The organism is Segetibacter aerophilus, assembly GCF_007991655.1.
Lineage (GTDB): Bacteria > Bacteroidota > Bacteroidia > Chitinophagales > Chitinophagaceae > Segetibacter > Segetibacter aerophilus.
On the sequence record NZ_BJYT01000006.1, the window covers coordinates 156,829 to 170,442 of the forward strand.

13 protein-coding genes are annotated in these 13,614 nt (G+C 41.1%); 3 read left to right on the top strand and 10 right to left on the bottom strand.

Annotated features, from left to right (window positions below):
• Window positions 1-71: 71 nt before the first annotated feature.
• Entirely contained in the window at window positions 72-1,853 is a 1,782-nt protein-coding gene (locus SAE01_RS09465) for a DUF885 domain-containing protein (protein WP_147203513.1), read from the bottom strand.
• A gap of 308 nt (window positions 1,854-2,161) precedes the next feature.
• Here SAE01_RS09465 and SAE01_RS09470 point away from each other — a divergent pair, with 308 nt between their 5' ends.
• Together SAE01_RS09470 and murA are read left to right on the top strand one after the other, a co-directional pair.
• Window positions 2,162-2,968 carry a DUF4290 domain-containing protein gene (locus SAE01_RS09470; protein WP_147203514.1) on the top strand — a complete coding sequence of 269 codons (807 nt, stop codon included), beginning with the start codon at window positions 2,162-2,164 and terminating at the stop codon, window positions 2,966-2,968.
• Window positions 2,968-4,275, top strand: coding sequence for a UDP-N-acetylglucosamine 1-carboxyvinyltransferase (murA, locus tag SAE01_RS09475; RefSeq protein WP_147203515.1), 1,308 nt, complete (start codon window positions 2,968-2,970; stop codon window positions 4,273-4,275). Before SAE01_RS09470 ends, murA begins: the two co-directional genes overlap by 1 nt.
• Window positions 4,276-4,333: 58 nt before the next feature.
• Here the strand turns inward: murA and SAE01_RS09480 are convergent, their stop codons facing one another.
• From SAE01_RS09480 to SAE01_RS09500, 5 genes are read right to left on the bottom strand one after another with little or no spacing between them, the layout of a single operon-like run.
• Complete coding sequence (locus SAE01_RS09480; protein WP_147203516.1) at window positions 4,334-5,125, bottom strand: sterol desaturase family protein; 792 nt, start codon at window positions 5,123-5,125, stop codon at window positions 4,334-4,336.
• A 26-nt stretch (window positions 5,126-5,151) separates the two neighbouring features.
• Entirely contained in the window at window positions 5,152-5,400 is a 249-nt protein-coding gene (locus tag SAE01_RS09485; protein WP_147203517.1) for a hypothetical protein, read from the bottom strand.
• A 20-nt stretch (window positions 5,401-5,420) separates the two neighbouring features.
• Window positions 5,421-6,125 carry an acylneuraminate cytidylyltransferase family protein gene (locus SAE01_RS09490; RefSeq protein WP_147203518.1) on the bottom strand — a complete coding sequence of 235 codons (705 nt, stop codon included), beginning with the start codon at window positions 6,123-6,125 and terminating at the stop codon, window positions 5,421-5,423.
• Complete coding sequence (gene neuC / locus SAE01_RS09495; RefSeq protein WP_218029124.1) at window positions 6,052-7,302, bottom strand: UDP-N-acetylglucosamine 2-epimerase; 1,251 nt, start codon at window positions 7,300-7,302, stop codon at window positions 6,052-6,054. Before neuC ends, SAE01_RS09490 begins: the two co-directional genes overlap by 74 nt.
• Window positions 7,277-8,281, bottom strand: a complete 1,005-nt coding sequence (locus tag SAE01_RS09500) for an N-acetylneuraminate synthase family protein (protein WP_147203519.1) — start codon at window positions 8,279-8,281, stop codon at window positions 7,277-7,279. The genes neuC and SAE01_RS09500 overlap by 26 nt, the downstream gene beginning before the upstream one ends.
• Before the next feature lie 285 nt (window positions 8,282-8,566).
• Between SAE01_RS09500 and SAE01_RS09505 the strand changes: the two genes are divergently transcribed.
• Window positions 8,567-8,971, top strand: a complete 405-nt coding sequence (locus SAE01_RS09505) for a hypothetical protein (protein WP_147203520.1) — start codon at window positions 8,567-8,569, stop codon at window positions 8,969-8,971.
• A 31-nt stretch (window positions 8,972-9,002) separates the two neighbouring features.
• Here SAE01_RS09505 and SAE01_RS09510 read toward each other — a convergent pair whose 3' ends face one another.
• The 4 genes from SAE01_RS09510 to asnB all read right to left on the bottom strand — a co-directional run bounded on the left by SAE01_RS09510 (window position 9,003) and on the right by asnB (window position 13,505).
• Complete coding sequence (locus tag SAE01_RS09510) at window positions 9,003-9,338, bottom strand: hypothetical protein (protein WP_147203521.1); 336 nt, start codon at window positions 9,336-9,338, stop codon at window positions 9,003-9,005.
• Window positions 9,339-9,361: 23 nt separating this feature from the next.
• A complete protein-coding gene (locus SAE01_RS09515) occupies window positions 9,362-10,132 on the bottom strand; it encodes a TIGR02757 family protein (RefSeq protein ID WP_147203522.1) in 771 nt (256 codons plus the stop codon).
• Window positions 10,133-10,323: 191 nt separating this feature from the next.
• On the bottom strand, window positions 10,324-11,463 hold the full coding sequence (locus tag SAE01_RS09520) for a cystathionine gamma-synthase (RefSeq protein ID WP_147203523.1): 1,140 nt from the start codon (window positions 11,461-11,463) through the stop codon (window positions 10,324-10,326).
• Window positions 11,464-11,642: 179 nt separating this feature from the next.
• On the bottom strand, window positions 11,643-13,505 hold the full coding sequence (gene asnB, locus SAE01_RS09525) for an asparagine synthase (glutamine-hydrolyzing) (protein ID WP_147203524.1): 1,863 nt from the start codon (window positions 13,503-13,505) through the stop codon (window positions 11,643-11,645).
• Window positions 13,506-13,614 lie beyond the last annotated feature (109 nt).

Here is a 13,614-nt window from a genome sequence, read left to right on the forward strand (position 1 = left end):
AGTGCCCCTTTGTATAAAAGAGACGCAATAATGTTGAGCTGTCAAAAACATTGAAGTAGGTAGCCCTTCTTTTACTTCTTCTGTCCTTTAGCCCACTCATCCATTTTCTTTTCTAACACGTCGAGCGGCAACGCACCGTCTTTTAAAATGTTGTCATGAAAGTTCGCAAGATTGAAATGGCTCCCCAACTCTTTTTGGTACTTGTTTCGTAGCTCCGCTATTTTCAATGCTCCAATTTTGTAGCCCAGTGCCTGGCCGGGTATAGCCATATAGCGTTCAATTTCTGCAGTAGCACCTTGTTCGCTGATGGCTTCATGTTCCATCATATATTTTATAGCTTCTTCTCTTGTCATGTTTTTTGTGTGCAAGCCTACGTCTACTACAAGCCGGATTGCTCTATGTATTTCATCTCCCAATGCGGCCATATACTGGTAGGGATCGGTGTAAAGACCGAGCTCTTTTCCTAACGACTCGCAATACAAAGCCCATCCTTCTATATAAGCATTATTGCCTCCAAAACGACGAAACCTCGGGAGGGTAGTATCTTCCTGCTGCAACGATATTTGGTAGTGGTGGCCCGGGATTGCTTCATGCAGAAACAAACTTTCCATACCACTGGTAGAGTTGAAAGTGGTGGCATCTAGAATGGGTACATAAAATATTCCCGGCCTTGCTCCATCCGGTGAACCCTGGTTATATTCTGCACTTGCACTTGCTGCCCTGAATGCTTCTGTCTGCCTGATTTCAAAAGCTGTTTTGGGAACATGATTGAACATCTTTTTAAGATTAGGTTCTATCCTTTGATGGATCTTCTCAAAGGCTGCCAATACTTCTGCAGGTGACTTGTAAGGCATGAACTGCTTATCGTTTTTCATGAATTCGAAGAAAGCATTCATATTTCCTTTAAACCCTACTGAATTTTTTACGCTGTCCTGCAGCTTTCCAATCCTGGCTACTTCGCTTAAGCCTAACTGGTAGATTTCTTCAGGAGTTTTGTTAGTAGTTGTTTGCGAACGTATGAGATATTGATAGTACTCTTTTCCATTTGGTAAGGCGCTTATGCCAGACGTTGCCCTTGCTTTTGGTAAATATTCATTAGAAAGAAAGTCCCCTAACTTTTTATAAGCTGGTTTTATTTGTTGATGGATCAAATTTGCAAAAGCCGCCTTCAAACGACTTTTATCATTATCTGAAAAGTTGCTTGGAAAGGTTCTAACCGGATCGAAGAACAAACTGGCTGTATCTTCTTTTACCTGCATTGCCTCCATCTGAGGTATCATTTTTACAACCAGTGCTTTTGGTAAAACATAATTTGCAGTTATACCTTTTCGGAAATAAACGATCGAACTGTCCGCCCAGGCAGGAAACTTACCAGCACGACTTAACCAATCGTCATAATCTTTTACTGTTTTGAAAGGCTGGTTTCCTGCGCCGCTGCCGAGTTGTCCCATGGTTAAAGGAAGCCCCCAAAATTGCTGGAACGGAATGTAATTCTCCTGGTACTTTAAGCCTTCCAGGTTTATTTCCATTTCTCTCTTAAAATCATCGTAACTAAGCTTATCCTTTTGGTTTAAGTTCTCGCGATCGTACTTACCTATATAGGTAAGGTATCGGTTATAAAAATCTTTAAGAGTATCGCGATAGCTATTTGTAAATTCAATGGGCAGAAGATTATTATAACGGGCATCGCCAATACCGGTTGCTTCAAGAGGGTACAACTTCAGTCTTTCTTCGTAGTAATTGTTTAAAAGGGTTGAAAGCTCTTTGTTGCCTTCATTGCCTGGGTTGGTGTTACTGAGTTTGCAAGCAGTGACAGTGATTATTGCAAATACAAGAATTATCGATCGTTTCATTGATAGTAGTTAAAGCAATAAATCTAACCAATTGTTGCAGATCACAAAAAATTGGACTCCTGCCGGTGATTCATAGATAAGATGAAAGCACAAATAAATTGCTTGATTATATCGTTATATAAATTCTAAGCGAGGACAAGTTTTAGCGTTTTGAAAGAGTGCTGTTGTACCGGTTTTTATTGATCAAATCAGAGAAACAACCGTACAAGAGTGCGACGCAACAAAGGCCTATTGAAGCCTTGTTGCAGGGTTCATAATATTCTTTTCCTTACAAAAAGCTTTATTACATTTGCTCATAATTTTTTTACATGGAATATAACACGCAGCGCAACCATTTAACTATGAAAGAATATGGAAGACATATTCAAAGAATGGTAGAACATGTGCTGACAATTGAGGACAGGCAAAAGCGCCAGCAACAGGCGCAAGTGGTGATTGAACTGATGGGAACTCTTAACCCGCACTTAAAAAACGTAGAGGATTTCAGGCACCTGCTCTGGGACCATTTGTTTTTTGTAAGCGATTTTAAACTAGACGTTGATTGCCCTTACCCAATACCAACAAAAGAGACTTATAAACTAAAACCAGATCCGCTTCCTTATCCTAAACGCAAGCCGCGGTATAACCATTTAGGTAAGAATTTGGAGATTGTAATTGATAAAGCTTTAAAGGAAGAAAATCCTGATAAAAGAGCCGGTTTTGCAAATTCAATAGCCTACTACATGAAGCTGGCTTATAGCAACTGGCACAAAGAACTGGTGCATGATGATGGTATTCGTGCTGAGCTAAACGTAATTACTAACGGCCAGCTTGAGTTCGATAGTACTCCTTTTGTAAAACATTACCGTGCAAACGAAGGTCGCGACAACAACAGAAGTGGCGGCTTTGGTGACAACAATCGCTTTAAACGCAATAACAACGGCGGACAGTTTCAACGCAACAGCCGTGATGGCGGAGGTGGTGGCGGAAACCGCGAGGGTGGCAACACAGGTCGCGACAATAGAAATGCCGGCAGTGGAGGTAGTCGCGATAACCGAAATGCACCTGGCAATAATGGTGGCGGCGGACGAGACAACAGAAATAATAAATTTGGAGGCAATAAAAAGCGTTTTTAGTGAGTAGTTTCCAGGTTACGGGTGGCAAAAAGCTTACAGGTGAAATTGTTCCGCAGGGAGCAAAAAATGAAGCGCTTCAAATTATCTCAGCGGTTTTGCTTACGGCAGAACCGGTGACTATCTCAAACATTCCCGACATCGTAGATGTAAACCTGCAAATCGAGTTGTTGCAGGAGATGGGGGTAAAAGTAAATAGAGTGTCTAGAGACACTTGTATTTTTCAAGCTGATAATGTAAACGTTGATCATCTCGGATCAGAAGACTTCAGGCAGAAAAGTGGAAAACTACGCGGTTCAGTTATGCTTGCCGGTCCCCTGCTTGCTCGTTTCAAAAAAGCTTATGTCCCCAAACCTGGTGGAGACAAAATTGGTCGCAGAAGGCTAGATACTCATATCATAGGTTTTCAAAAACTAGGGGCAAATTTTCACTTCGATGACGCCCAGCATTTCTTTCAGCTAAGCACAACGGGACTAAAAGGGGTTGATATACTTTTAGATGAACCTTCGGTTACCGGCACCGCAAATATCCTGATGGCTGCGGTAATGGCTGAAGGAAAGACCTCCATTTATAACGCTGCATGCGAGCCATACCTGCAACAACTTTGCAGGATGCTTATGCGCATGGGTGCGAAGATCGCAGGTGTTGGCAGTAATCTACTTATTATTGAGGGTGTCGAATCATTGAAAGGAACAGAACATCGTATGCTTCCGGATATGATTGAGGTGGGAAGTTTTATAGGTCTTGCAGCAATGACCCAAAGCGAGATAACCATAAAAAATGCAGGCATAGAACACCTGGGTGTTATACCGGAAAAGTTTGCTCAGCTTGGGATAAAAATGGAGTTTCGGGGAGATGACATTTTTATTCCTTACCAGGAGAAGTACGAGATACAGACCTTTCTTGATGGAACTGTTTTAACGATTTATGATCATCCCTGGCCAGGTTTTACGCCTGACTTAATAAGCATTGTTTTGGTAGTAGCAACACAAGCCGTCGGAAGCGTACTTATACACCAAAAGATGTTCGAAAGCCGCCTTTTCTTCGTTGATAAGGTAATGGAAATGGGGGCCCAAATTATCTTGTGTGATCCTCATAGAGCCACAGTTATAGGGCTTGGCAGAAAACATCCACTGAGAGGTATTACAATGAGTAGCCCAGACATTCGTGCAGGCGTAGCAATGCTGATTGCAGCCTTAAGTGCCGAAGGGAAAAGTACGATTCAGAATATCGAACAAATTGACAGAGGTTATCAAAATATTGATAAGAGACTGCAAGCCTTAGGTGCAGAAATAGTCAGGGTTAATTAAACCACACACGGCCCAATCAACAAATTCATTTTTCCGAAAACTACTTGCCTGGAGTTAACTACTCTGCTATAGATGATTCAACTATTTGCTTGGCAGGTTTCCTTGCTTTCACTTTTTCAAAATGAGAGTCGTAGTCAGATCTAAGGGTTCCCATTAACCTGTCCCAGAACAAAAAGTACAAACTATAGTTCCCTTTAAAATACTGGTGGTGTTGATTATGATTTACAGAAGTATTAATCCATTTTCCAACAGGATGTTTGGTAAAACCGGCAGGATATAACTCCCAGCCCAAATGACCGTAAACGTTGTATACCATCATTACAAGAAAAAATACAAACAGGTGAATAAGGTGGAGGGGCATAATCATTATTAAAAGAACAAAAATGCCCGCCTCAAAAAAAGCTTCCGAAGGCTGAAAAGAAAAAGCAGCCCAGGGAGATGGATTGGTAGACTTATGATGGAGTACATGAAAAAGCTTAAACAATTTCGGATGATGCATAGTCCGATGCATCCAATAGAAGTAAGTATCATGCACAATAAACATCACGGGAAAAGCCAACCAAAACCACCACATGCTATGCTGATCAATATGTTGGTAATATTGGGTGTATTGCCTGAATGGAGTTAACAACATTGCTGCCGGTACCAGGGCGAAAATGACTATAGTAACTAGGGGATAGAAAATCTCTCTCTTGTAATCTTCATTATCAGGAAAACGCTGCTGTATCTTTTTATAGGCTATTTTATCCCTTTTCAGTTTGTACCAGATAAGGTAAGCTACCCCTGCAATAAGAAAATAGCGAAGGGTAATAATGGTGAGTAATCCGTACCAGGTTTCAGCAGAAAACATGGTGCAAAATTATCTAAAAAGTAAGGTTATTCGCTTGTTAGTAGTACTTGCCACGCTTCATTAACTTTTCCTTCAGCTAATAATTTTGATGCGTATTTGTGAACTTCTGTATCCATTTCATCCGGAGTGAGCGAATAGTATTGAAAGATGCTTTTAAGTTGACTATCGTAGAACGAAGGGGCTACTGTCGGAAGTTCCATGACAGCCGACAATTTATTTTTATCCTCGTCTGTAAGGATAGTGCTGTATGTAATATGCGCAGGTAGTTCTACCAAAGTTTGGCTTTAAATGATAGCTACGAAACTACGAATAACATTTTGGCTATCATTTCTGCCCGCTTCCAGTCTTCAGCAGTATCAATGTTTACATGCCACATTTCGTCCGTTTCCACATAGGAAATCGTCTGTCCAAAAATTGAATTCCTGTTACGGATATTGTCCGCTTTAAAAATATAGACGCTTCCGTCTCTCGCAAATGATTTAGGCAACAATTGCCTGGAAGGGATAATCACTTCTTCGCCTGTAGCAATTTTTAAATAACCTGATGGATTAGCTTCAAAAACCCAATGTGGATTGTATTCGTGCGGAACAACTTTTACTGAAACGAGGCAATCGGCGCCAGAGGAAATAAAATTTTCGAAACAGAGATCAACAAATCCTTCACTCCTAAAAGGGCAGGTAGGTTGTAAGAGGCAAATATTATCGTAGAACTGTCCGCGCTTGTCAAAGTAGTGCAGAGCATGTTTAATGACCTCAAGGGTAGGAGTTGTATCGTTTGCGAGGTGTGCGGGCCTAAGAAAAGGAACTTCTATAGAAGCTTTTTTTGCAGTGGCTGCAATAGTTGTACAATCTGTACTTAGAACGATTCTATCTAAAAAGCTACATTCAAGCGCAGCGTCGAAAGTATATTGTATTAAAGGCTTTCCGTTAAGCTGCTTTATGTTTTTGCCGGGCACTCCTTTTGAGCCTGATCGGGCTGGAATTATACACAGGTTTTTCATCTTGGAACTGTAGAATTTTAGAATATCGGAGTTTTACTGTGGCTAAGACATCTGCCATTTTTTTGCCTGCATCGCCCTTTCCGTATACAAATGACCTGTTTGGTCTTTCACTTTCTTGCCAAAAACGAACGGCGTTTACGATTTCCTGCTTGTCATGCTCAACATCAATCAGGTTGCAGCCTCTTTCTCTTCCACTCTGCCTGTTGCCAATATTTATCACCGGGACGCCCATGTAAGAACACTCTCTTATCCCCATGCTACTATTGCCGACAAGGCAGATTGAATTGTAGACGAGCCTCAGGAAGTCGTCGGGAACCATGTTGTCGAAAAAATGAACATGCGACAAATCGTAATGGCTGCGATAATAACTGATGCTTTGCGATACAGCGTCGGAGCCAGCATCGGCATTCGGAGAAAACCAGAAGGTCGGTATTTTTAGATCTTTTATAGCCTGCAAAGTTTCTTCAACCTGCAATTTTGCTTCACCAAATTCAGTCGTTACTGAATGTTGCATCACCACTATATAGCCTTTCTGGTAATTTGGCTTGCTTCCAAAGCCTCCGTACTTTTTATACGGGTCAAAATTTAAATCAGGATTTTTTAAAACATTGCGCGCGAGGTCTATAGAAGGGCACCCAGTGTTGAACACGTAGCCGGGATCTTCTCCCAGCTTTATCACCGTTTCCATTGCCCTGTTATTGCAGACTAAATGAATATCGGCAAACTTTGTATTTGCGTGTCTTACTTTCTCGTCTATGCTACCGGTTATTTCGCCGCCTTGAATATGAACCAGGGGAATGTTTTGATAAGATGCAGCTATGGAAACTGAGATGGTTTCAAAACGGTCAGCAATCACTACGACCATATCAGGCTGTAGTTTAAAGAAAACGTTTGATAACTCAACCAAGCCAACTCCAACAGTCTTAGCCATCGAGGTCAGGTTTTCTCCATCAAGCATGGTGTAGACCCTTTCCTTTACTTCAAAGCCATCATTGTGCAATATGTCGTCAACATTACCGTATTTGTTTAGAAGCGCCGGTCCTGCCAATACAATCTGCAACTCGAGTTTCGAGTGTTTTTTTATTGCCTGAAGCGTCGTTTTAATGCGGCTGTAACTAGGTCGAGCTGTAATAACCACACAAATTTTTCGCTTATTCATAGGTATTGAAGTCTTCATAGTTTAAAAATTCCCACTGGTGTAAAGCTTTATTCAACTTTTTGCCAATAATAGATTTATAGTCAGACGGCGCTATTCCATAACCTGATGGCTTCTTTGACTCCAGGTCTTCAACAGTGATGGTGTGATCTGCAGGTAGGTGTTTGTTTATGCAAAGAGACTTTCCAAACAGCTGTTTTAAGCCAGACATGTTTTCGGAAAGCCCGTTTTTACAATACTTGTTTTTCAATGAATCCTTAATCTGTTTTACCCCCTTTACCAATCTTCCAACTTCATCAATTTCGATCGATGCTTTTGCGTCAGGTCCAAACATTCTTTTATCAAATACTACATGAAACTCCAATATCTCGGCTCCTAATGCTGTTGCAGCAAGGCAAGACACAATATCGCCGCTATGATCAGAAAGGCCGGTAGCTATATTATAACGGATGTTTAATTGTTTTATTATATGAAGGCCCCATTGCTCGGGCTCTGTTGGGTACGACGTCGTACACTGTAAAACAGCTACTTGTACTTTGTTTTCTTTAAAAATTTGTACGGCAACATCTAGTTCTTCTAAAGTGCTCATGCCGCTTGATAGAATTACAGGTTTACCAGTACCCGCTATTTTCTCAAGCATTAAAAGGTTTGTCACTTCACCCGATCCTATTTTGTAGCCGTCTACGCCTGCTTCCTCCAGGATATCTACAGCTTTGCAAGAAAATGGGGATGAAAAAAATAGCACTCCCACTTTGTGACAATGGTTCTTGATCTCCACCCATTGCGCAGTTGTTAGCTGCATTCGTTGCCAATAATCAAAACGGGTTTTATCGACGTAGCTAAAAGGCACTCTAAATGTTTCAAAGGCGCTGCTTTCTGCCTCTGCTATATGGGTTTGAAACTTAATTGCGTCAACACCAGAATCTGCAAGAGCATCTATATAGGAGTGCAAAATGCCTACACTTCCATCATGTGCCTGTCCAATTTCCGCAATGATCATATTGGTTTAATTTTTTACCGAGCCAAGGTGGTGCTATGTATCATCGTTGCGACGCACTTCGTTCAACTTTGGCTAATTCTATTAAACTGTTTTTTAAGTTTTTTATTATGAACACGACGTAGGAGTTGGCTTAATCAAGAGCTTAGAAAATCAAAAGAAATTGGGAACGAACTAGGGCTTACCATTAAATGATGCCGTTCTGCAGAAATTAAAACAGGGAAAGTGGAGGATTTATACATGCAACGATTTTTAATTGGCTATTGTCAGGCTAAAAAAATAATTCAAATGAAAGTTTTACTCTGTATCGCTGCATTCTTTTCAACCGTTTTATTTTTTGCCTGCACTAAAAATTACATTGTAGACGATTCAATAAACTCAGCTATTGTAGGCAAATGGTTCCTGGTCGAAACTCTGGCAGACCCGGGCGACGGTAGTGGTAGATGGACACCTGTGAGCGACCCAAATAGATACTACATGAAATTTAATAGTGATGGCAGCCTTGAAAATAATACGCCGGGAATATTAGCAAACCTCAGGCGATATAAGACCCCCAACGATTCATCTATAAATTTTGTTTATCCGGATGGTGCAAGCTTTTCCCTTCGATATAAAATAGAAGGTAATTCTCTAACTCTTTCCGGTGGATGTATTGAGGCTTGTGGTTCCAAATTCATTAGAAGGCCTCTTTAGCCGCCAGACTTGTTTTCGAGTCTTTCCAAAATTACCATCTTTCCGCTTCCGGAATATCAGGAGGATTATTCTTGAAAGCTTTTCTCGTTTCTATTTTTTGCAATTGCCTTTCTACTATCAGCTCAGCAATAATATCTCCGGCGGTTGCTTCTCTTGTTTGAGCCAGTAGCTGCTTGAGCTTCTTTTCAGAAATATCTAAACGATACAGGATAGAAACGACGAGTGAGAAATCATGGGTAATTAGGTAGTTGAGGCGTTCCGCAAGTTCACGCTGCAGTTGTTGGTAAGAATTAATTTGAACCGTAAAGGCGAGCTGCACATTTTGGAGTTGCTCTACAACTTCTTTTATCGTCTCTGTACTTTGCATGTTTCTAATGCATTTTTTCTTTTTTAGAACTTTTCAACCACACCTAGTGCAAATAAAGCAAAATCGTATTTCACAGGATCGGCTCGATCTAAGAATCGGAGATTAGCTGTCAGTTCAACACCAGCAGTCCAATCGATTTGATTTCTTTGAAGGAGGTCAAAACGATAAGCAACCCGCGCGACATGGACATCAATCGGACAAACAAGTTGGGCCGGACTTATTTTTTTCCAAATACCAAAATCTACTCCTTTTTTATCGTTTCTAACCATCCAACGTAAAAACATGTTGAGCCTTTTACAAGTGCTTTTTTTACCGGGCGAAGCAATGTGTTTTTTAGTTCTTGCCGGCGCATCTTCCAAAGAAAAGAAATACCTGAAAAAATGGTTTAAACCTTGCTCTGTTGTTTCGTCTTCTTTATTCATGCCATTTGTAAATGCCGTTTCTAAAGATTTGTTGTGAGTGTAATGGTGTCGTAAAAATTCGACGAAGTATAAGAGGTCTGTGTCGTTAAAGGTGCGGTGCTTGAAACCTAAGAGAGCCTTTAAATGATTATCAGTATGATTTACAATAAAGTCATAAGGAGCGTTGTCCATTCGCTGCAAAAGATCTTTCGACTTTTTAATGATAATCGTGCGGTTGCCCCATGCAAAGATGGATGCGAATAACGCTGCTATCTCTATGTCTTGTTTTTCGGTAAAAAGGTGGGGAATACAAACAGGATCATCTTTTATAAAAGCAGGAGTGTTGTACTGCTCGACTTTGCTGTCAAGAAAGTCTTTCAATTGATCATTCACGCGGCAAAGATAACGGCAACGCGTAAGGTATAATTAATGGAAGCGGCTCAAGAACGTTTTATAGTACAAGGGAGTGACACAACGATGTTGATAAAAGATCTTCAGCCTGCGACAAAAACAATTCCCTGCTAACTTAAGCAGGGATTGTTTTGAACGTTTATTGTCTATTTCCGAATTTTTACTCCATCCATCTATCCGATTGCCTGGTTCAAATCTTCGATCAAATCCTCCGCATCTTCGATGCCTACACTCAACCTGATTAGAGAGTCTGACAACCCGTTTTTGATCCTTTCTTCCTGAGGAATAGATGCATGAGTCATCGATGCCGGATGGTTAATAAGAGATTCAATTCCACCGAGGCTTTCGGCCAGCGCAAACACTTTTGTTGACGACAACACTTTTGTTGCAGTCTCTATGCTGTCATCTTTTAAAGTAAAACTCATCATTCCGCCAAAACCCCGCATTTGCTTGCGAGCAATTTCAAAATTGGGACTGTCTTCAAAACCACACCAGTACACCCTTTCAACCTTTGGATGGTTGCGAAGGAATTGAGCGACCTTTTCTCCGTTTTCACAATGCCTCTGCATACGAACATGCAATGTTTTAATGCCCCGAAGCACAAGAAAACAATCCTGAGGTCCCGGCACAGCCCCGCAACTCTTTTGAATAAAAAACAACTTATCACGCAACTCCTGGTCATTCATCATCAGGCAGCCATGGATGACATCACTGTGGCCACCAAGGTATTTAGTAGCTGAATGCATTACGATATCTGCGCCAAGGTCCAGAGGGTTTTGAAGATAAGGCGATGCAAAAGTGTTGTCGACGCAGACAAGTATATTGTGTGGTTTTGCAATTGCTGTTACAGCCTCAATATCCGTAATATTCATCAAAGGGTTTGTTGGCGTTTCGAGCCAAATGAGCTTTGTATTTTCATTTATATAATCACTTACGTGGCTGGCGTCGTGCATGTTTATATAATGAAACTTAATCCCAAACTTTTGAAAGATTTTAGAAAACATTCGGTAAGAGCCGCCATACAAATCATTACTTGCAATCACTTCATCACCAGGCGAGAGTAACTTAATTACCGCATCTGTTGCTGCTACCCCGCTGCTAAAACTTAAACCAAACTTTGCATTTTCAAGGGCTGCCAATGCGGTTTCAAGCGCAGTTCGTGTTGGATTTTGAGAACGTGCATATTCATATCCTTTATTCTTTCCTGGTGCCTCCTGCACATATGTGGAGGTCTGGTAAATAGGAGTCATGATAGCGCCGGTCGAAGGATCAGGTTCGGCACCTGCATGTATAATTTTTGTATTCAGTCTCATATAAGAATAATGATATTTTGAATTGAATTAAGGAATGCAAAGATGGATGAATTATTTCCATTAGCCCGCTTTCCAAAGCCGATTATATTTTAGACGCTGAGCTTAATTGTAAGAAAATGCTTCAAAGCTTGTATGGGCGAGAGTTTGAGAAACACGTGAACAGCCCGAGCTGGGCGACATTAAATACATTGGGAGGCGCATAAGTATCGCCAGTCGAAGTTGCCTGCTTCATGTGCTGCCTGGTGGCGCACCGGCTTTTGTAATACCTCAGGTTTAAGAATTCCTTGCTTTACCAATTTCTTCCTGCTTTCAATTATCAGCTCTTCTACTTTTGGATGTTTCATCCATTGTTTTTGGGGTGGTTCAAAGCCTACTTTGTCTTTTCGCCAAACAATGGAATTAGGCAAAAAATCATTCATACTAAGCCGTAGTATTTGCTTTGTGAACCCTTCATATATTTTTAGTGCCGAAGGAACGCTGAAAATAAATTGAACCAAATCGTGGTTTAAAAAAGGAAGGCGTACCTCTCTTGAGTGCGCCATAGAATTTCTGTCGGCATACCGTAAAAGCTCTTCGAGGCCAAACTGCATCGTGTTGAAATAAAGGATGTCATTCAATTTGGTGACCGCAGGCTTAAAAATCTTCGTTCTGTCGTTATAGCCCTCAAAAAAATCAGCAGTTATATCAGGATGGTTTACCTGCTTTTTGTAAGAAAGTTTGTTAAGCTGATTCGCAGCCAACTGGGGCATAAAGGCGGCAACATAATTCTTCCAGCTCCAGTTAATTTGCTGACCATTTTGCTTTGCTAGTTCTATTTCTTTTTTAGCTTCCTTCCATTGCCGGCCTGCTATAATTTCCTGCCAATACCATTGGTAGTATTTTGTATAACCGGCCATGGTCTCATCCGCTCCCTGGCCGTCTAAGATTACGGTCACATCTTTCTGTCGGGCCAGTTCGTACACCTTAAATTGGGCGTAGATGCTCGAGGATTGAAAAGGCTCCTCCTGGTGATACACGAGTTTTTCAAAGTCTGCAATAAAATCATTTGGCTCTGGCGTTACTTTAAAATTGTCTAACCCAAATTGACGAACCACCTCATCAATTTGTGCTGACTCATCTTTTTCAAACCCGGGAAAGACTGCTGAAAACGTTTTCTGGTTTCCCGTACCACCTAATATTTTATGTACTATCGCAACGATCGAAGAGCTATCCAGTCCTCCACTAATGCTAGAGCCTATAGCTACATCACTTCTTAGTCTACGTTTTACAGATGTAGTAAAAAGCTCCAAAAATTTCTCCTTAATACAATCGTTTGAACAATCAGGTATTTCAGCTTCCTTATCAATATCCCAGTAGCTCCTAACTTCCAGGTAAGGTTCGCGATTGTCGATTTTGTAAATCAAATAGTGAGATGGAGGCAATGACACAATCTCTTCAAAAAAAGTCTGTTGCTTATTTACCGGGTTCTGTACCCACCCAAGTGTGAGATAATTCAGCAACATCTCATTGTCCATTTTTTTATTGATACCCGCAGCCCACAACGCTTTCATTTCGCTTGCAAAGACGAACTGATTGTGTTGATATGAATAGTGGTAATAGAAGGGCTTCTCCCCAAAGCGGTCTCGCGCGCAGAATAAAAGTTTCTCTTGTTCATCCCATATCGCAAAAGCAAACATGCCGTCGAAATACTGGAGACATTCTTTGCCATAGCAGGCGTACGCCGCCAGCACAACTTCTGTATCGCAGTGAGATTTGAACGAAAATCCCTGCTTTTCCAGCGTTTCCTTTATTTCAACGTAGTTATAAATTTCGCCATTGTAGGTAATGGTGTAGCGATCGAAATAGTGCATAGGCTGAGCCCCGGCGTCTGTAAGATCAAGAATAGATAATCGCCGGTGGCCAAAGGCCGTAGTGCGGTCAGCATTCATCCAGAATCCCTCACCTTCAGGTCCGCGATGCTTCATTGCATTGGTCATTTTCTGCAAGCGTTCCCTGCTTACATTTCTATGATCCGGTGATAATATTCCTGCTATGCCACACATAAACTTCTTAGATTTTTTTTGGGAACCCAACACTTAGCGCTATTCAACATCGTTGCGTGGCACTCTTCAATGAAGAAAAAATTCTCACCCATCAAATGCCAGAATAAAG

Coding starts and splice junctions, on each gene's coding strand:
- SAE01_RS09500 (WP_147203519.1), bottom strand. CDS start 8,281: ATGATCATTGCGGAAATTGGACAGGCACATGATGGAAGTGTAGGCATT.
- SAE01_RS09505 (WP_147203520.1), top strand. CDS start 8,567: ATGAAAGTTTTACTCTGTATCGCTGCATTCTTTTCAACCGTTTTATTT.
- SAE01_RS09490 (WP_147203518.1), bottom strand. CDS start 6,125: ATGAAAAACCTGTGTATAATTCCAGCCCGATCAGGCTCAAAAGGAGTG.
- asnB (WP_147203524.1), bottom strand. CDS start 13,505: ATGTGTGGCATAGCAGGAATATTATCACCGGATCATAGAAATGTAAGC.
- SAE01_RS09510 (WP_147203521.1), bottom strand. CDS start 9,338: ATGCAAAGTACAGAGACGATAAAAGAAGTTGTAGAGCAACTCCAAAAT.
- SAE01_RS09470 (WP_147203514.1), top strand. CDS start 2,162: ATGGAATATAACACGCAGCGCAACCATTTAACTATGAAAGAATATGGA.
- SAE01_RS09520 (WP_147203523.1), bottom strand. CDS start 11,463: ATGAGACTGAATACAAAAATTATACATGCAGGTGCCGAACCTGATCCT.
- SAE01_RS09480 (WP_147203516.1), bottom strand. CDS start 5,125: ATGTTTTCTGCTGAAACCTGGTACGGATTACTCACCATTATTACCCTT.
- neuC (WP_218029124.1), bottom strand. CDS start 7,302: ATGAAGACTTCAATACCTATGAATAAGCGAAAAATTTGTGTGGTTATT.
- SAE01_RS09465 (WP_147203513.1), bottom strand. CDS start 1,853: ATGAAACGATCGATAATTCTTGTATTTGCAATAATCACTGTCACTGCT.